This is a genomic window from Fructilactobacillus sp. Tb1 (assembly GCF_050500285.1).
Taxonomy (GTDB): Bacteria; Bacillota; Bacilli; order Lactobacillales; family Lactobacillaceae; genus Fructilactobacillus.
This window is the reverse complement of the sequence record NZ_CP191377.1, coordinates 216,365-230,748: the sequence shown is the minus strand read 5'-3', so window position 1 is coordinate 230,748 and position 14,384 is coordinate 216,365. Positions and strand designations below refer to the sequence as shown.

Annotated in this window: 26 protein-coding genes; 16 read left to right on the top strand and 10 right to left on the bottom strand. The window is 30.2% G+C overall.

Annotated features, from left to right (window positions below; all coding sequences use genetic code 11):
* Nucleotides 1-80: 80 nt before the first annotated feature.
* From ACQW5G_RS01380 to ACQW5G_RS01350, 7 genes are all read right to left on the bottom strand, one after another.
* Nucleotides 81-746, bottom strand: coding sequence for a hypothetical protein (locus ACQW5G_RS01380; protein WP_429971323.1), 666 nt, complete (start codon nucleotides 744-746; stop codon nucleotides 81-83).
* A 1,420-nt stretch (nucleotides 747-2,166) separates the two neighbouring features.
* Nucleotides 2,167-3,672, bottom strand: coding sequence for an RNA-binding domain-containing protein (locus ACQW5G_RS01375; RefSeq protein ID WP_429971322.1), 1,506 nt, complete (start codon nucleotides 3,670-3,672; stop codon nucleotides 2,167-2,169).
* A gap of 284 nt (nucleotides 3,673-3,956) precedes the next feature.
* Nucleotides 3,957-4,727, bottom strand: coding sequence for a hypothetical protein (locus ACQW5G_RS01370; protein WP_429971321.1), 771 nt, complete (start codon nucleotides 4,725-4,727; stop codon nucleotides 3,957-3,959).
* Between the two features lie 132 nt (nucleotides 4,728-4,859).
* Entirely contained in the window at nucleotides 4,860-5,471 is a 612-nt protein-coding gene (locus ACQW5G_RS01365; RefSeq protein WP_429971320.1) for a DUF3862 domain-containing protein, read from the bottom strand.
* Nucleotides 5,452-5,655 carry a hypothetical protein gene (locus tag ACQW5G_RS01360; RefSeq protein WP_429971319.1) on the bottom strand — a complete coding sequence of 68 codons (204 nt, stop codon included), beginning with the start codon at nucleotides 5,653-5,655 and terminating at the stop codon, nucleotides 5,452-5,454. The genes ACQW5G_RS01365 and ACQW5G_RS01360 overlap by 20 nt, the downstream gene beginning before the upstream one ends.
* A 140-nt stretch (nucleotides 5,656-5,795) precedes the next feature.
* Nucleotides 5,796-6,209 (bottom strand): ImmA/IrrE family metallo-endopeptidase, encoded by a 414-nt coding sequence (locus ACQW5G_RS01355; RefSeq protein ID WP_429971318.1) that lies wholly within the window; start codon nucleotides 6,207-6,209, stop codon nucleotides 5,796-5,798.
* Complete coding sequence (locus ACQW5G_RS01350; RefSeq protein ID WP_429971317.1) at nucleotides 6,210-6,632, bottom strand: helix-turn-helix domain-containing protein; 423 nt, start codon at nucleotides 6,630-6,632, stop codon at nucleotides 6,210-6,212. It lies immediately after the preceding gene.
* Nucleotides 6,633-6,766: 134 nt separating this feature from the next.
* Here ACQW5G_RS01350 and ACQW5G_RS01345 point away from each other — a divergent pair, with 134 nt between their 5' ends.
* From ACQW5G_RS01345 to ACQW5G_RS01330, 4 genes are read left to right on the top strand one after another with little or no spacing between them, the layout of a single operon-like run.
* Nucleotides 6,767-7,045 carry a hypothetical protein gene (locus ACQW5G_RS01345; RefSeq protein ID WP_429971316.1) on the top strand — a complete coding sequence of 93 codons (279 nt, stop codon included), beginning with the start codon at nucleotides 6,767-6,769 and terminating at the stop codon, nucleotides 7,043-7,045.
* Between the two features lie 11 nt (nucleotides 7,046-7,056).
* Nucleotides 7,057-7,782 carry a Rha family transcriptional regulator gene (locus tag ACQW5G_RS01340; protein ID WP_429971315.1) on the top strand — a complete coding sequence of 242 codons (726 nt, stop codon included), beginning with the start codon at nucleotides 7,057-7,059 and terminating at the stop codon, nucleotides 7,780-7,782.
* Nucleotides 7,782-7,946, top strand: coding sequence for a hypothetical protein (locus tag ACQW5G_RS01335; RefSeq protein WP_429971314.1), 165 nt, complete (start codon nucleotides 7,782-7,784; stop codon nucleotides 7,944-7,946). The genes ACQW5G_RS01340 and ACQW5G_RS01335 overlap by 1 nt, the downstream gene beginning before the upstream one ends.
* A gap of 43 nt (nucleotides 7,947-7,989) precedes the next feature.
* Nucleotides 7,990-8,139 (top strand): hypothetical protein, encoded by a 150-nt coding sequence (locus ACQW5G_RS01330; RefSeq protein WP_429971313.1) that lies wholly within the window; start codon nucleotides 7,990-7,992, stop codon nucleotides 8,137-8,139.
* Here ACQW5G_RS01330 and ACQW5G_RS01325 read toward each other — a convergent pair.
* Nucleotides 8,128-8,343, bottom strand: coding sequence for a hypothetical protein (locus ACQW5G_RS01325; RefSeq protein WP_429971312.1), 216 nt, complete (start codon nucleotides 8,341-8,343; stop codon nucleotides 8,128-8,130). The two genes, ACQW5G_RS01330 and ACQW5G_RS01325, sit on opposite strands and share 12 nt — an antisense overlap.
* A 52-nt stretch (nucleotides 8,344-8,395) precedes the next feature.
* Between ACQW5G_RS01325 and ACQW5G_RS01320 the strand changes: the two genes are divergently transcribed.
* Both ACQW5G_RS01320 and ACQW5G_RS01315 read left to right on the top strand, forming a co-directional pair.
* A complete protein-coding gene (locus tag ACQW5G_RS01320) occupies nucleotides 8,396-8,560 on the top strand; it encodes a hypothetical protein (protein WP_429971311.1) in 165 nt (54 codons plus the stop codon).
* Between the two features lie 12 nt (nucleotides 8,561-8,572).
* The gene (locus ACQW5G_RS01315) at nucleotides 8,573-8,875 is read left to right on the top strand and encodes a hypothetical protein (protein WP_429971310.1); all 303 of its coding nucleotides are present in this window, start codon (nucleotides 8,573-8,575) and stop codon (nucleotides 8,873-8,875) included.
* 117 nt (nucleotides 8,876-8,992) lie between these two features.
* Here ACQW5G_RS01315 and ACQW5G_RS01310 read toward each other — a convergent pair whose 3' ends face one another.
* A complete protein-coding gene (locus ACQW5G_RS01310) occupies nucleotides 8,993-9,160 on the bottom strand; it encodes a hypothetical protein (protein ID WP_429971309.1) in 168 nt (55 codons plus the stop codon).
* Between the two features lie 70 nt (nucleotides 9,161-9,230).
* Between ACQW5G_RS01310 and ACQW5G_RS01305 the strand changes: the two genes are divergently transcribed.
* From ACQW5G_RS01305 to ACQW5G_RS01275, 7 genes are all read left to right on the top strand, one after another.
* Nucleotides 9,231-9,389 carry a hypothetical protein gene (locus ACQW5G_RS01305; protein WP_429971308.1) on the top strand — a complete coding sequence of 53 codons (159 nt, stop codon included), beginning with the start codon at nucleotides 9,231-9,233 and terminating at the stop codon, nucleotides 9,387-9,389.
* Complete coding sequence (locus ACQW5G_RS01300; RefSeq protein ID WP_429971307.1) at nucleotides 9,390-9,602, top strand: hypothetical protein; 213 nt, start codon at nucleotides 9,390-9,392, stop codon at nucleotides 9,600-9,602. It abuts the gene before it with no gap.
* A 199-nt stretch (nucleotides 9,603-9,801) separates the two neighbouring features.
* Nucleotides 9,802-9,993: a hypothetical protein gene (locus ACQW5G_RS01295; RefSeq protein WP_429971306.1), complete on the top strand. Its 192-nt coding sequence runs from the start codon at nucleotides 9,802-9,804 to the stop codon at nucleotides 9,991-9,993.
* Between the two features lie 16 nt (nucleotides 9,994-10,009).
* Complete coding sequence (locus tag ACQW5G_RS01290; RefSeq protein ID WP_429971305.1) at nucleotides 10,010-10,489, top strand: siphovirus Gp157 family protein; 480 nt, start codon at nucleotides 10,010-10,012, stop codon at nucleotides 10,487-10,489.
* A gap of 12 nt (nucleotides 10,490-10,501) precedes the next feature.
* The gene (locus ACQW5G_RS01285) at nucleotides 10,502-11,239 is read left to right on the top strand and encodes an ERF family protein (RefSeq protein WP_429971304.1); all 738 of its coding nucleotides are present in this window, start codon (nucleotides 10,502-10,504) and stop codon (nucleotides 11,237-11,239) included.
* Nucleotides 11,232-11,681: a single-stranded DNA-binding protein gene (gene ssb / locus ACQW5G_RS01280; RefSeq protein ID WP_429971303.1), complete on the top strand. Its 450-nt coding sequence runs from the start codon at nucleotides 11,232-11,234 to the stop codon at nucleotides 11,679-11,681. The genes ACQW5G_RS01285 and ssb overlap by 8 nt, the downstream gene beginning before the upstream one ends.
* 71 nt (nucleotides 11,682-11,752) lie before the next feature.
* The gene (locus ACQW5G_RS01275) at nucleotides 11,753-12,592 is read left to right on the top strand and encodes a hypothetical protein (RefSeq protein ID WP_429971302.1); all 840 of its coding nucleotides are present in this window, start codon (nucleotides 11,753-11,755) and stop codon (nucleotides 12,590-12,592) included.
* 46 nt (nucleotides 12,593-12,638) lie between these two features.
* Here ACQW5G_RS01275 and ACQW5G_RS01270 read toward each other — a convergent pair whose 3' ends face one another.
* Nucleotides 12,639-13,469, bottom strand: coding sequence for a hypothetical protein (locus tag ACQW5G_RS01270; RefSeq protein WP_429971301.1), 831 nt, complete (start codon nucleotides 13,467-13,469; stop codon nucleotides 12,639-12,641).
* 65 nt (nucleotides 13,470-13,534) lie between these two features.
* Here ACQW5G_RS01270 and ACQW5G_RS01265 point away from each other — a divergent pair, with 65 nt between their 5' ends.
* Genes ACQW5G_RS01265 through ACQW5G_RS01255 form a run of 3 tightly spaced genes read left to right on the top strand, consistent with a single transcriptional unit; the run spans nucleotide 13,535 to nucleotide 14,366 of the window.
* Nucleotides 13,535-13,723 carry a helix-turn-helix domain-containing protein gene (locus tag ACQW5G_RS01265; RefSeq protein WP_429971300.1) on the top strand — a complete coding sequence of 63 codons (189 nt, stop codon included), beginning with the start codon at nucleotides 13,535-13,537 and terminating at the stop codon, nucleotides 13,721-13,723.
* The gene (locus tag ACQW5G_RS01260; protein ID WP_429971299.1) at nucleotides 13,720-14,106 is read left to right on the top strand and encodes a DUF1064 domain-containing protein; all 387 of its coding nucleotides are present in this window, start codon (nucleotides 13,720-13,722) and stop codon (nucleotides 14,104-14,106) included. The genes ACQW5G_RS01265 and ACQW5G_RS01260 overlap by 4 nt, the downstream gene beginning before the upstream one ends.
* 35 nt (nucleotides 14,107-14,141) lie before the next feature.
* Nucleotides 14,142-14,366 carry a hypothetical protein gene (locus ACQW5G_RS01255; RefSeq protein ID WP_429971298.1) on the top strand — a complete coding sequence of 75 codons (225 nt, stop codon included), beginning with the start codon at nucleotides 14,142-14,144 and terminating at the stop codon, nucleotides 14,364-14,366.
* Nucleotides 14,367-14,384: the final 18 nt, after the last annotated feature.

Below are 14,384 nucleotides of genomic sequence, written 5' to 3'. Positions count from 1 at the left end.
AATAAAAAGCCATTTAGGCTTATAAACCCTAAGAACAGAGTCGAACTGTTCCTTGCTACCGAGTAGGGTAAATCAATTAATTAAAATCCACGATTTGAATACATTTGTGGATTAGTGTATACATCATACTTACTCAATTGTTGGTTGTTGTCATTATTTGTTTGAGTTTGAGATGGTTGTTGGCTGTTATCTGTTTGAGGAGCTGTTTGCTGATTATTTCCACTGTTTGGTTGAGATGCTTGTGTTGAAGAAGCATTAGCTTGTTGATCATCTGTTTGTGAATTTGTTGTGGTTTTATTTACGTCATCAGATTTATTTGTATCTTTATCATCTGTTACAACTTGAACATTTTTAGTAACTTCAACTTCTTGACTGTTAAAAGTGATTTTATATTTACCATATTTAAACTCAGCAATGTTTTTATCATTGAACGATAATGAGTATTTAGATGTCTTATCTATTTTTTTGCCGTCTGCTTTTAATACATACTTATCTTTATTCTTAGATTTTACTTTAAACTTATATGTTCCATGTTTTTTACCGTCGGCAATTTTTAATTTTGCGTTTGAGTTTTTGATGGTAAACACATCGTCTTTATTATTAGTCCATTTACCTTGCACTTCTGTAGAAAATGTCTTTTTTACTTTTGCATTTGCAATAGGATTAATTGAACTGAGGGGTAGTGCTGAAACTCCTGTCAAAGAAATTGCACTTATGGTTGCAATTTTCAATAATGTTTTTTTCATAATATTATATTCTCCTATTATTACAGCTTTTAGCGTGGATCAGGTTTGCACGTACATGTTTAAATGGCTTTAAATAGAATTAAACTATTATAGACGTCAATAAGCTTTGTATTTATTTTATTTTATTACAAAATGTGATATTATGCTTACTTGAGGAGTCCTTATAGGATTTCTCTAGAAAAGACCTTTATTGATGTGGGGGTCTTTTTTATTTTGCTGAATAATTCGTTTCTACTTAATAATAGGGGACTGATATGGTAAAATGGTATTGTTAACGCCATGTCAGTATCATATTGTAAATATGAAATTCTCGTTTATTAGCAAATGGCGTTATTTCCTCACAGTGCTCTTTTGATTAAGTAGTTATTAATTGATACTGGCAATTAGACATCCTTTTGGATGTCTTTTTTATTGAATAAAATTTAAATTAGGTATAGAATCACGTGGATTAGTGTTGTGTGCTTCCAATATTGTCTAATTATTACCTGATACTTTTCATCTCCGTTAAGCTAAGCATAGTAATATCTCACAACACTGATTGGACGCCTGTTTATCAGGCGTTTTTGTTTGAAAAATTTTTCAATATAAGATATCATTACATGAATTAGTGTTGTGTTCTTTCAATGATTATTATCCTGATTATTTATTTACCTTTACTAACCATTAATAATGTCCTCGCAACACTAATTGAGCACCTGTTTATCAGGTGCTTTTTTATTGAATAAATTAATAATATGAGATATCATCGTGTAAGTTAGTGTTGTGTGCTTACTAGTAGTAAATAATTGTTACCTATAATACCTTTTTCTCTGTTTCTACCAAGCAGTGGTGATGTCCTTGCAACACTAACTAAGCGCCTGTTTATCAGGCGCTTTTTATTTGAAAAATTTAATAATATAAGATATTATCATATAGGTTAGTATTATTAAGGCATATTATGACTTATCTTTTGACCATTTTGACTATTTATCCTCAAAACTACTAACCTTTAGCGTCCATATTTGGACGCTTTTTTATTTATTTAAAAATTTGATTGATTATGATATCACTATCATTGAACTATAATGATTTAAGATGTAATATATCTAATTGATTAGTGTTGTAATCGTTTGATTCTTTCTTATATTTTGTATATATCATTCGTTATATTCCAAATCTCTATCACACAGTACTAATCAAAAGTACCTAAATTAATTTAGGTACTTTTTTTGCTTAATTTATCTGAATAATATACTATTATATAGATTAGTATTATTACTGTGACACTTCTATTATCATTATATCTTTCAATTTAAGATACTAATCATGGCACCCATTCTTGGGTGCCTTTTTTGTTTTTGTTATAAATCCCTAAAACAGAGTCGAACTGTTTCTTGCTACCGAGTAGGGGAGGTGCCTATTTAATAATTAAGATAATATATTATCTACCTTTTTTTAATGAATCCTGTACATCTTTTGCCATTCTATTCATTATCATTTGTACGGTTGGAGAGGCATTTGGTAAAGAATACCTAGTTCCTTTACGTTCTCCATCTTTTTCTATATAGCCATCTTTAACCATTCCATTTAAAATTTTATGTCCTTGATATTCTGATTTATAAAGTTTCTTTATATCAGAAAATTTTACAATTAAATGTTTACACATAAATTTATAAGTTTCTTGATATTCTTTAGGAATATTATTCAATACACTTTCTTCTAATGGTATTTTCCAAAATGTTAGTACGGTTCTATTGAATTCTGATTTTATTTCTGGTGTCCGTAGTTTATATCTATAAGATGTATCATAAATTAGTAAACCACCATTACCTGTTCTTTCTCCCAATTTTGCTCTAACAAAAGCATTGAAAATAAATGGATTTCTTGCCTCTGAGTCTCCACCGATCATAAATTGTGATGTCGAAACTCTCATATCTCCTGGATTTTGAAAAACGATATAATCATCGTAATATGATATTTTAACTTGTTCTTTTGAACCATAGTCTGCGTGTACTAGTGAATTTACAAGTCCTTCACGAACCACATTAAACATTTCTTCACCGCTATCTACACGCTTAAATTTATCTAATGATAATTCATTAGTTATAATCGCCTGTAACTTTAATGAGACCATACTAAAAAACGAATATATGTTTTGAGGATGCTGTGGTTCATTTGAAGTGTATATTCTATCATTTATTTTTTTGTTTTGATTATTGTTTCTAACAATAAAATCTAAAAAGAAATTAGGAAATTTTTCAACGATTGAGTTATATTTTCCGAAAAGAAGTAACGCTGCAATTCTTAATTTTTTCTTTCCATTTTCTATAGTTCTATCAGTAGCAATTAATCCGATTTTTTCTAAGAAACTTTGATAATCTGAGGTAAGATATTCCTCATTTCCAGTATATTCAACTAATCGAGCTTGGTAACTTTGTATATCAATTAAGTTTAAATCAGAAATATTAAAGTTATCAAGTAACACTGAATCTATGTCTGAATCCGATTCTCTAAGCAAATATTTTAATTGTTCTTCACTTACTTTTCTATCACTATCGTTTTCTCTAATATAAGTTAATTTAATATTACCATTTAAATAAATAGGTCTATACTTAACGTTTAATTTTGGAACAAAAATCGTCATTACATTTTTTCCATCTATTGAAATTAAATTTATATTTTTTTCAAGAACAACCGACCTAGATATTTTGTCTTTATCGGATTGCGTATTTAAAAAATTTGTTTTTAATTTATTGAAATCTGTAATTCCATTTATTGTTAACTCTTTGGTTTTAATATCTTCATCTATTCCTAAATAAATTTTTCCACCATCTGTATTTGAAAATGACGATATAGTTTCCCATATAGATTTTGGAAGTTTATTTTTCGAAGCTAATTTATATTCAACGTGAACATTTTCTGTTGGTAAATCTTTTTTTGTTAACATGTATTCATCCTTTTTATCAAACATAAGTCAAACATAAAAAACACTGATATAGCAGTAAATCAAACATAAATCAAACATAAATCAAACATAAATCAAACATAAATCAAACATAAATCAATTTTAACCTGAATGTCTTATTTGATCACTTGGATTTATTTTCATTACGTTGCCATCTATCATTTTTCCTATCTCAGCATCCTAAAATATGTTGCTTTTTATTTTGTTACAAATCCCTAGAACAGAGTCGAACTGTTCCTTGCTACCGAGTAGGGTAGATCAATTAATTAAAATCCGCGATTTGAATACATTTGTGGATTAGTATAAACATCATAATTACTTGATTTTTGGGTGTTGTCATTGTTTGTTTGAGATTGAGAAGATTGTTGATTGTTATCTGATTGAGATGCTTGTGGTGCCGTATTAGCTTGTGGGGCATCTGTCTGTGATGTTAATGTGGTTGCATTTTTGTTAACGGATTTATTTGTATCCTTATCATTGGGTACAGTTCTAACATTATTTTTGGTAACTTCAACTTCTTGACTATTAAAAGTGATTTTATGTTTACCATATTTAAATTCAGCAATGCTTTTATTATTGAACAATAATGAGTATTTAGATGTCTTATCCATTTTTTTACCTTCAGGTTTTAATACATACTTGTAGTTATTTTTAGATTTTACTTTAAAATTATATGTTCCTTGTTTTTTACCATTGGCGATCATTAATTCTGCGTTTGAGTTTTTAATGGTAAGCATATCGCCATTATCATTTGTCCATTTTCCTTGCATTCCATTTGAAAGTGGATGATTAAACTTAATTGCATTTTCAGTTTTTACTTTATTTTCATAAATTTTATTATAGTGATTGTAAGGAATGATATCTAAAATGATTGCAACAACCATAATAATAAAGCCGATTAACATTCTTTTAGCATGCAAAATACGCAATTCCTTATTTTTTCGGTATTTAACAATTAGAATTAATTCAAAAATAACATAAATTGTTGCCATAAATGTTGCGGCAAACAGAAGTGTGCTTAATAAAAACATTCCCATAATATAACTCCCTTTAAATAGCTTTTAGCGTGAATCACTTTTGCACGTATATTGTTACAAAGCCCTAAGAACAGAGTCGAACTGTTCCTTGCTACCGAGTAGGGTTGATATTAAAGTTCTACATAACCTTTATTAATTAAAATGTGATTCCGTTTTTGTAGTTAAAGAATCATTATTAAAAGTTAATGAAACAGCTCCACCTTTTTTATCAGTAGGGTATTCAATAGTAATTGAGTTTTGACCAGCTAAATCTAATTGATTTTCTGTTGCGGGATCTCCCAATTGATCTATTACATCTTTATAAGAGGCACCGTTTTGAATTGTATCTAGTTTTTTCTGGTTAACAGGATTTACTTTTCCTACAATTGGCTTAGTATAAGATTTTCCAGAAACTTTTCCATTAGTTAATGTTACGGTCACTGTACTTACCTTAAAACTGCTAGAAACGTTATTCCATGTTTGAAGCCCCGATTCAATACCATTAACAGTAGTGGTACTAGAATATGATGGTTTACCAAGCTCACTTTTGACTTCTTGCTTTGTTTGTCCAATTTGTACCTTATCGTATTTTTCTCTACTAATTTCATTTTTAGAATTTGCTTTTTTAGCAGTAGTGGTTTTATCAGATGAATTATCATTTTTATCTTTTCCACGAGATCCAAATAAACTAAATATAATGATTACAACAATTAGCCAGAACCACCATCTTTTATAAAATTTCTTTTTATTTTTTGTCTTTGTCAATTTCTTCTCCTATTACTTCTTTTCTTCCGTCAGTATTAATGGTTTGTACATTATTATTTTTATTGGAAATAAATTTATAGCCTAAAAAAGTTGCAGCTCCAATAATTGCAGCTACAGTTGCCATAATAATTGCTGCCGAAACTTTAATAGTCATCATTGTTAGTTTCCCTAAAAAGTTAAACATATAAGCCCTCCTATAAATGCTATTCAGCTTTTAAAGTCATCAGTATTTGGACTTGATAATTAAATTTTAGCAAAGAATGTTAACTAATTGTTAATACATGTTTGTACAATAATAGCCACACAAATTGTGTGGCTATTTAATTATAAGCTTTGACTAGGATACCCATATGCTCTTCTCAAGTCATCGTATGTATTTGGTAGATATCTAAAATCTTCTTCATATAAACCAATAAGAAGCTCAGCTGCAAACGAATCTGCTTCATATTCATACTTGTTTTTAATTCTATTATTTGAAATATAATATCCAGCAAATTCAACATGTTCAAGGGCATGTCCTAATTCATGTGCACAAACAAAGTATTTTTCATTTGAATCTATTAAAGAATCATTTAATAGGATAACAGGGTGACCTAGTGGACTGACTGTATCTCCTTTAGGTTCATCTATGAAATTCCACCACTGGATATCTATACCTAAAATGTCAGCCAAAGCAAATGGATCAGAAGTTTTATAAGTCGATGATAAATATTTAACAATCTTATTCATTCTTTCCATTTATTTTGACTCCTTACCTGATTTCCTTTGTTTTTTAAGTTCATTCCAAAATACTTGTGTTAAAACTTCAGTAACTCTTTCTCGTTGTTCCTTGTTTAGTTCAACACCTTTAAAAGTCATTTCACCATTTGTTTCTAAGAATTTATCCAATTGAAGAACATCGTTTTCATCTGCCCATTCTGGCTTATATTTATCTAACTTATCATCTGATGATATTTCTAAACCGGCTAATTTAAACATTTCTTCTTTTGAAATTCTCAATCCTTTTGCTAATTTTTCAAGAGTTTCTGGTTTAGGAATATTTTGTTTTCCGTTTTCTAATCTAGATAAATATCCTGGATTAATATTAGCTTGCATAGCAAGTTGTCTAAGAGTGAAGCCTTTTTCTTTTCTTAAATTCTTTAAATCGTTTCCAAATGCCATAGTTTCAACCGTCCTTTTGATTTAGTTTAGCAAAAGTGTTGCTAAAATATACAAAAATAATAGCATTTTTATACAAAAGTGTTGCTTAATAGCAACTTATGATGTAATATTAATTATGTTGAAAGGAGGAAGTTATGAAATATAAAGTTAACGACTCAAAAAAGCTAAACGAATTAATTGCTGAAACTGGAAATACGATTAATAGTTTTTCAGATATTATGCATGCATCAAGTAGTTATCTGAAACTTGTTGTTAATGGTAAACAAGATGTTTTTCCACCATATGCAAAGCGAGTGATTGATTTATTAAATAATCTTTTAGAACTAAAAACTAAAGAAGAGAGACTTGAAATAACAAGTATTTTTTTTGCAGTCGATGTTGCTAAAAAGAAACAAAGTGAAAAAGTTAGTTAGGAGATGTAAACATGAACGAATTAGTAGTAATGAAAGACCAACAAGCAGTAACAAGTTCACTTCAAGTTGCTGAAACGTCTGAAAAAGAACATAGAAATGTATCCAGAGATATTAATAATCTCAAAAAAGATGTGCTCAATTTTGAGCAGATGTTCCAAGAAACCAATATTCCAGATTCATACGGTAGAGATAGAAAAGCATATTTAATGAATCGCGATGGTTTTACAGTTTTGGCAATGGGTTTCACTGGTAAAAGAGCTATGAAATTCAAACTTAAATACATCGAAGCATTTAACGCCATGGAAAAACAAATTAAGAGCCATTCACAATTAGCCAAGTTGGATGAAACTAATCAAATGAAAAAAGAACGGTTAGCAGTTATGAAAGAAAACGCTAAATCACGACAAGTTGCTTTGCTTTACAAAGGTGCTGAAATGACTAGTTCTGTATCAGCTAAAGAAATGGCGGTTGCTAAAGCAATTGAGATCATCACTGGTGAACATATCGTTCCAATCATGCAAGAAAAGTATTATTCAGCAACAGAAGTTGGCGATAAGTTAGACATTACTGCAAATAAGGTTGGACGTATTGCTAACAGCTTGGATTTGAAAGCTGAACAACCAGGCCAAAACAAATACGGTCATTGGGTTAGTAATAAGTCACAGTATTCAAACAAAGAAGTATCCCAATGGTTATATACAGAGGTTGCTATTAAGAAAATTGAAGGAGCTATGTAATGGGTGAACAAAAAAAGAAACCTACGAGTGTGAGTCGTAAGTTTCAATCTTTGGAAGATGTAGATTTTAAACACTTAAATCAATATTCGGAACACGAGCGTGACTTAATTCAAAATCGTTCAAACGAGATAGAAGAATTTATTATTCAGTTTCGTTTGAAATAGTTAGGTTGATTTATGAAATTTATAGTCGAAAGGAGATGCAAATATGGAAAGCAAATATGATTCTATTTCTGTTAGAGAAAAATTGATTGATTATCTAAATTATCTAATTGATTGGGAAATTTCTGGAAATCAAAATAGCTCAGAAATGGCGGCAACCATAACTGAACTATCTAAACTGATATTAGCTAAATAAAACGTAGATTATATCTTTAGGTCTTGTTACTAATGTAGTTTTACCTTCAAAAATAATATTGGATTGAGCTTCATTTAAATTAAATTTTTGAAAGTCTTTTTCGATTTTTTTATCTGGAAAGCCAGTTTTACCGTAAGTAATAGATTTCAATTCTTCAATAAGAAAAAGATCGCCATTATTTAGCTTAATTTGCACTTTATTCACTGTAATCACCTCCTTCCTAATGTGATTATATCAAACGAAAGGAAATTGAATTATGTCAAAAGAGTCAAGAAAACAGCAAGAAAATATTTTAATGCAAATTTCAAATGTTCCAAAAGACGTTATTAAAAGATTACCTGATGAAGCATTAGATAACGCAGTAAAAGTACAAATGAATGAAGTTAGTAATCAATTAGCAGAAGCTGCTAATGAATTTTAAGAGGTGATTTAGATGAATGATATTTCATTAGGTCAATTAATAAAGCCTATTGTTATTGATTTTCTGAAAAACTTGTTTGAACCATTTTTTAAAACAGCAAGAAATGACTTGCTCTTAATTGATACAAAGGAAGCTAGACGTTTGACTTGTCAGTCTGTAAGCGGTTGGCAAGAAATAGCCAATCTTCCAGAAATGAGAGCTATTGAACATAGAAAAAAGACTAAATCAGGCGGTCGCGGTACATCAATATATTACTTTCCTGATGAATTTAAGAAAGTTGTTCCAAGGTTATTAAGAGAGAAGGTGCTTGATTAATGGTTAAATATTTTAAATCTTTACTAGATTATTTGTGGGAGATAGAAAAGGACCTCCACACTATCGCAAGTAGCATGAAGATCTCTAACTCTGTTGATTTAACCAAAAACGAAGAGATTAATTTTCGTCATCGTTAGATTTATTTAATTCTGCAAGATAGTGTTTATAAGTATTAATTGGGAAATCAACATTTGTTTTAACACTAGACTTTGTAGAAATTGCTAAATCTGACATAAAAGTAAGGCAAGCTTTAGTTAATTCTAAAGCAACTTGTTTATTATCCATTATGATCACCACCTTTCTAATTAGAAAGTATATCAAACTAAAAGAAATATTTATTAAAGGAGATGAAACCATGAGTGAAGTAGCTAGCAACTGGTTATTCATATTATTGGCAATTTCAGCATCTATTAATTTTGTTAAATTTGCTGAATGGTTTGATAAAAGACAAGTTGAAAAGCAAATTGAACAAAATAAACGACGGGGAAATCATTTTAAGGAGGAGGTGAGATAAATGTCTTCTGAACCAAAACATTTATCAGGTATTAAATTAAAAGATTATTTAGCTAAAAAAGGCTATCACTATGATCCATATAAGACTAGTTTCAATAGTTTTATTAAAAAACTAGGAATTAAAGAAGATCGTAGTAGTCACATCGCATATGACATCAGACATGTTGATAGCGCACTTAGCTTATACGAACAGAAGGGAAAACAAAATTTTTAGACAATTTCTAAAAAAGTGCATAAAAAAAGATCATTCACACACGAATGCGAATGACCTAAAAGCTAGTTCATATTTAATACAGATTAGTTCTAACAGTAATGGTCAATTAATTCAATCTGAAAAGAGAAAATTATGGTTGAAAATAAAACGTTAGTTAAATTAAATGCTGAATTAGAAGAGAAACTGGAGAGAAGAAAAAATGACTGAAACTGTGTTAATTAAAACCAACAAAATTAAACAATTAAGACGAAAGATAGCAAATGCTGAAACAAGAGCTTTAAATACGAAAGTAGCACAAAAGAACAAGGAAGGAAAATACGTTCTCATCGGTAAATGCAAAAAAATTGATGAACTAAAAGCAGAATTGCAAGAAGAGGCTAACAAACTTTAATCAAAGGAGTTTTAACATGGCAAGCTTATACGAAATTACAGATTTATACAAAAAAATTGATGCTATCAGCGATGATCCGGAAGTGTTAAAAGATACGCTTGATAGTCTTGATTTTGAAGACATTGTAAAAAACAAATTTGATGGTTATGCAAGTTTCGTTAATAGCTTAGAAGCTGATAACGATTCAATCGATAAAGAAACAAAAAGAATAAGTTCAATTAAGAAACACAATACTAATTTAATTAAACAGTTAAAAGAACGGCTTTCTTATGCAATGCAAACTATGAATAAAGAGAAGATTGAAACTAGTTTCCATAAAGCGGGATTTCGTCCATCTAAAGCAGTAGAGATTACTGATGAAAGTTTAATTCCGTCAGAATACTTTATCACTCCAACTCCAAAGGCTAATAAGACTGCAATTAAGAAAGCAATTCAAAGCGGTGTGGTATTGCGTGGAGCAAAAATTGTTGAGCGTGAAAACTTAAGCCTGAGATAGGAGGATAAGGTTATGAAATTCAGTGAAGAGAGAAAAGAAATATTCAAATCTTTAAATGACTTTAGAACGAAATTAAAACAACCAGCCAAGAATGCTACCAATCCATATTTTAAAAACAATTACGTTAATTTGACTGGTGTAACAAAAGCAATTGATGATGCGCTTGATGGAACAGGGTTAGCTTTCTTTCAAAACTCTGTACCCACAGAGGCACAAAACGTGGTCGGAATCCAAACGATTATGACTCATTCATCTGGGCAATATATTGAGTTCGATCCTTTCTTTGTTCCAGTAGGTGGTAAACATGATGCTCAAGCATATGGATCAGCTAAGACTTATGCAAGTCGTTATTCATTAGCAACTGCCTTTGGTATCACAGATAGCGTTGATGATGATGGAAATGCATCAAGAAATGATAATAATTATTCTAATCAACAACATAGATCTGCTCAAGGACGCCAATCCAATCAACAAAATAGCAAACAACCAGTTAATAATCAAAAAAAAGAAAATAAACAAAAAACAATTGAAGAAATCAAAAATTTAAACAATGAAGTTAAAACAAAGCTTTCAGCTTATTCAAAAATGATTGGCTTTGATGCTCAAACAACAGGAAAAATGGTTTATGAAACTAACAAGATAGCACGTAAAACAACAAATGTTTCTGAGATTAAGAAAATTATAAGTTATCTTGATCAAAACATTGAAAAAGAACTAGCTAAGCAAAAACAGGGGGTTGGCAATGATTAATACAGTTGTCTTAACAGGACATTTAACTAGAGATCTTGATTTGCGCTATACACAATCTGGAACAGCAGTAGGACAGTTTAATTTAGCTGTTAATCGTCGATTTAAGAATAGTAACGGTGATCAAGAAGCTGACTTTGTTAATTGTGTTATCTGGCGTAAAAGTGCTGAAAATTTAGCAAATTTTGTACACAAAGGATCGTTATTTGGTGTTGAAGGTAGATTACAAACACGTAATTATGAAAATAATCAAGGTCAACGAATTTACGTTACTGAAGTTGTAGTTGAAAACTTTACTTTGCTTGAACCAAAGAATAGCAACCAACCAGCAAACAATTACCAACCTTCTAATCAAGGTAACACAAGTTATGGAAATCAAAGTAGTAATGACCCATTTGATGGTGGAGATCAAATAGATGTTACTGATGATGATTTACCGTTCTAATTTTTAATAGCCAGTATGCTGATTATGCCTGATTGGTGGGAAACCAATTATATTGATGAAAGGAGACCATTATGAACTATATAAAACAGATTTTAGCGTTCTATGATAAGCAAAGCTTAAACCCACTAAGTACCGGTGAAATTGCATTATGGCATGCACTAATGCACGTAAACAATAAGACTGGTTGGAGCGAATGGTTTACTGTTGCTAATCTTTCGCTACAATCACTATCTGGTTTAAGCCGTTCAGGGATAAACAAAGATAGAAATGTTTTAAAGCAGAATGGTTTTATTGATTTTAAAACTAAGGGAACAAAAGCTACTTCTTATCGAGTTATTAATTTGGCTATGCAAGATAGTAACCAAGTTAGTAGTCAAGAAGGTAATCAAAGTAGTAGTCAAAACAGTGTTCAAGGTAGTAACCAAGATAGTACTCAAAACAGTAGCGCATTAAATAAACAAAACAAAACTAAACAAAACAAAAGAAATACTATTGCGCAAAAGCGCAAAACTACCGCAAAACAAATTGAAAATGATTTTGAAAAGCTTTGGAAACTTTATCCAAAGAAAAAGGATAAGCAAGCAGCTTTGAAATCATATAAAAAAGCAGTTAACTCAGGAACTACACCTAAAGAAGTCCAAGATGGAATACTTAAATATCGTGCAGAGATTAAAGCTCACAACGTTGATGCTCAGTACATTAAGTATGGTTCAACGTTCTTTAATCAACATTCTTGGGAAGATGATTTCGATACAGAGCCACCTAGCATTAAATCTAATTTAAACGTTAGGGAAACCTTGCCCAGTTGGGCTGATGAAGATAGTAACGTTGTTCAAATTAATAAACGGTCAATTGATAATGCTACTTCAAATGATGAACTTGAGAAAAGGCTTAAAAATCTTAATCGATGATAATCAAAAAGCACAAGGAAAATAAAAAAGAACCTTAATTTGGGTTCTAGTTTTTAGGAGAGTTTAAATATAAAAGTATCACTATTAATGCATTTGCAAGTATTTCTGTATATAGCAGCTGAGTTGGATCGTTTTGATAAATATAACTTAGTGTGGGGCTAGTAATAACATCTAGCGCAGAAAATAGAACTTTATTAATTTGCTGTTGGTTTAAGGAGAGAATATGTTTTTTTATCGATGTTTTATTGGATTGGGATGGCTTTTTTACCATCTTAGTTTGATTGTTGGCTTTTTCTATATTGTTAAGTGGGCTACTCACGCCGCTCTTTTTAGTTATTTCGCTTATACCATGCTCAGTTTGAACGACTTCGTCATTCTTTTTAGAGGTATCATTTGGAGCTTCATCAAGAAGACTATTTATAGCATTAAAAACTTCTTCATATTCATGTTCATTAAGTAGTGATAATGAGTTATCTAGTTCTTGTTTAACGTCTAAGTAATTTTTAGCATTTAAAGCATTTGAAATAGAATTACCTAACAATGCATTTTGTGATGCGATTATGTTTAATGAATTTTCGTATAGTGGATTAATTGTCTTTATTAGTGAATTAATCATATTAATTTGACTTTTGAATGGAGAAATATTTTTACTGAGAGAATCAATTGCATAATATATAGGGCTTTTCTGAGAATATCCATTTATATTTAATGCGGATTCAACATCGTTATAACTATCAATAACTTTTTGTAAAGGTGTTGGAAATCTCGGAATATCTTTTTCTATATCGATTATTGGCTTAACTAATTCATAATGCTTATTTATTAATTTACGCGTTTCGGGATCCAGAAAATCCTCATTGTCAAAATCGTTACTCATAAAATCACTCCTCATATATAACGTTATGTCGTTACTTAATTATAACAAGAAAGTGTGACTCAATCATGTGGGAAAAAATACAGCCGTTATTAGATGAACGTATGTTAAATCCAAAGAAATTATCAGAAATAATGGGTCTGAAGAATAGTTCAACAATATATGATCTAAAAAATGGAAAAATAAAAAAGCCTAGCTTTGACTTGATGTCAAAAATAGCTGTTGCTTTAGGTGTTAGTCTAGACGAATTTAGATGATGATAATCAAGCGCTATAAGTCGAATAAATATCATGCAAAAAGGCAAATTATTGACGGTATCAAGTTCGACAGCAAGGCAGAGGCATTATATTACCAACGCCATATTAAACTGCTCAAAAAGCGTTTTACATGCCATAAGAGTTTTGAGATTATTCCTAAATTTAAAGTTGGTAAAAAGAATAAACGTCATCGAGTTTATAGTCCAGATTTTGTGATCTATGACGATGATGGGAATATGACAAAAGTTATCGACGTTAAGCCAACGAAGATAACCACTGATGCTAGTTTGAGAATGACATTATTTGAAAGTATTTATCACATACCAGTAACGATTGCTAAGTATAACTATCGCACGAAAACATTTGAAGAAAGCGAGTTTTAGTAATAATTAACAAGTAAAAAGACTGGAGAAACAGAATGGAAAATAAATATTATATTTTTTTGGGACAAGATATCGATAGCGATGATTGTTTTATCAATTACGATGAGAAACATGATAAATATTTCATTGATAGTAAATTTGAAGGTGACTTTACACAAACTAAATTTAATAGACACCAAGTTGATTTAGCTCTTTCCGACCTAAAAAACCTAATGATTGAACCAGAAGACGTTGTTCCAGTAGGTAAAGTAGATGATTAAAAATTTTTTTAAAGATTC

What these genes read in the sequence shown, in the direction of transcription:
- ACQW5G_RS01380 (WP_429971323.1), bottom strand. Translation starts at nt 746, where the DNA reads ATGAAAAAAACATTATTGAAAATTGCAACCATAAGTGCAATTTCTTTG.
- ACQW5G_RS01375 (WP_429971322.1), bottom strand. Translation starts at nt 3,672, where the DNA reads ATGTTAACAAAAAAAGATTTACCAACAGAAAATGTTCACGTTGAATAT.
- ACQW5G_RS01370 (WP_429971321.1), bottom strand. Translation starts at nt 4,727, where the DNA reads ATGGGAATGTTTTTATTAAGCACACTTCTGTTTGCCGCAACATTTATG.
- ACQW5G_RS01360 (WP_429971319.1), bottom strand. Translation starts at nt 5,655, where the DNA reads ATGTTTAACTTTTTAGGGAAACTAACAATGATGACTATTAAAGTTTCG.
- ACQW5G_RS01355 (WP_429971318.1), bottom strand. Translation starts at nt 6,209, where the DNA reads ATGGAAAGAATGAATAAGATTGTTAAATATTTATCATCGACTTATAAA.
- ACQW5G_RS01350 (WP_429971317.1), bottom strand. Translation starts at nt 6,632, where the DNA reads ATGGCATTTGGAAACGATTTAAAGAATTTAAGAAAAGAAAAAGGCTTC.
- ACQW5G_RS01345 (WP_429971316.1), top strand. Translation starts at nt 6,767, where the DNA reads ATGAAATATAAAGTTAACGACTCAAAAAAGCTAAACGAATTAATTGCT.
- ACQW5G_RS01340 (WP_429971315.1), top strand. Translation starts at nt 7,057, where the DNA reads ATGAACGAATTAGTAGTAATGAAAGACCAACAAGCAGTAACAAGTTCA.
- ACQW5G_RS01335 (WP_429971314.1), top strand. Translation starts at nt 7,782, where the DNA reads ATGGGTGAACAAAAAAAGAAACCTACGAGTGTGAGTCGTAAGTTTCAA.
- ACQW5G_RS01330 (WP_429971313.1), top strand. Translation starts at nt 7,990, where the DNA reads ATGGAAAGCAAATATGATTCTATTTCTGTTAGAGAAAAATTGATTGAT.
- ACQW5G_RS01320 (WP_429971311.1), top strand. Translation starts at nt 8,396, where the DNA reads ATGTCAAAAGAGTCAAGAAAACAGCAAGAAAATATTTTAATGCAAATT.
- ACQW5G_RS01315 (WP_429971310.1), top strand. Translation starts at nt 8,573, where the DNA reads ATGAATGATATTTCATTAGGTCAATTAATAAAGCCTATTGTTATTGAT.
- ACQW5G_RS01310 (WP_429971309.1), bottom strand. Translation starts at nt 9,160, where the DNA reads ATGGATAATAAACAAGTTGCTTTAGAATTAACTAAAGCTTGCCTTACT.
- ACQW5G_RS01305 (WP_429971308.1), top strand. Translation starts at nt 9,231, where the DNA reads ATGAGTGAAGTAGCTAGCAACTGGTTATTCATATTATTGGCAATTTCA.
- ACQW5G_RS01300 (WP_429971307.1), top strand. Translation starts at nt 9,390, where the DNA reads ATGTCTTCTGAACCAAAACATTTATCAGGTATTAAATTAAAAGATTAT.
- ACQW5G_RS01295 (WP_429971306.1), top strand. Translation starts at nt 9,802, where the DNA reads ATGACTGAAACTGTGTTAATTAAAACCAACAAAATTAAACAATTAAGA.
- ACQW5G_RS01290 (WP_429971305.1), top strand. Translation starts at nt 10,010, where the DNA reads ATGGCAAGCTTATACGAAATTACAGATTTATACAAAAAAATTGATGCT.
- ACQW5G_RS01285 (WP_429971304.1), top strand. Translation starts at nt 10,502, where the DNA reads ATGAAATTCAGTGAAGAGAGAAAAGAAATATTCAAATCTTTAAATGAC.
- ssb (WP_429971303.1), top strand. Translation starts at nt 11,232, where the DNA reads ATGATTAATACAGTTGTCTTAACAGGACATTTAACTAGAGATCTTGAT.
- ACQW5G_RS01275 (WP_429971302.1), top strand. Translation starts at nt 11,753, where the DNA reads ATGAACTATATAAAACAGATTTTAGCGTTCTATGATAAGCAAAGCTTA.
- ACQW5G_RS01270 (WP_429971301.1), bottom strand. Translation starts at nt 13,469, where the DNA reads ATGAGTAACGATTTTGACAATGAGGATTTTCTGGATCCCGAAACGCGT.
- ACQW5G_RS01265 (WP_429971300.1), top strand. Translation starts at nt 13,535, where the DNA reads ATGTGGGAAAAAATACAGCCGTTATTAGATGAACGTATGTTAAATCCA.
- ACQW5G_RS01260 (WP_429971299.1), top strand. Translation starts at nt 13,720, where the DNA reads ATGATGATAATCAAGCGCTATAAGTCGAATAAATATCATGCAAAAAGG.
- ACQW5G_RS01255 (WP_429971298.1), top strand. Translation starts at nt 14,142, where the DNA reads ATGGAAAATAAATATTATATTTTTTTGGGACAAGATATCGATAGCGAT.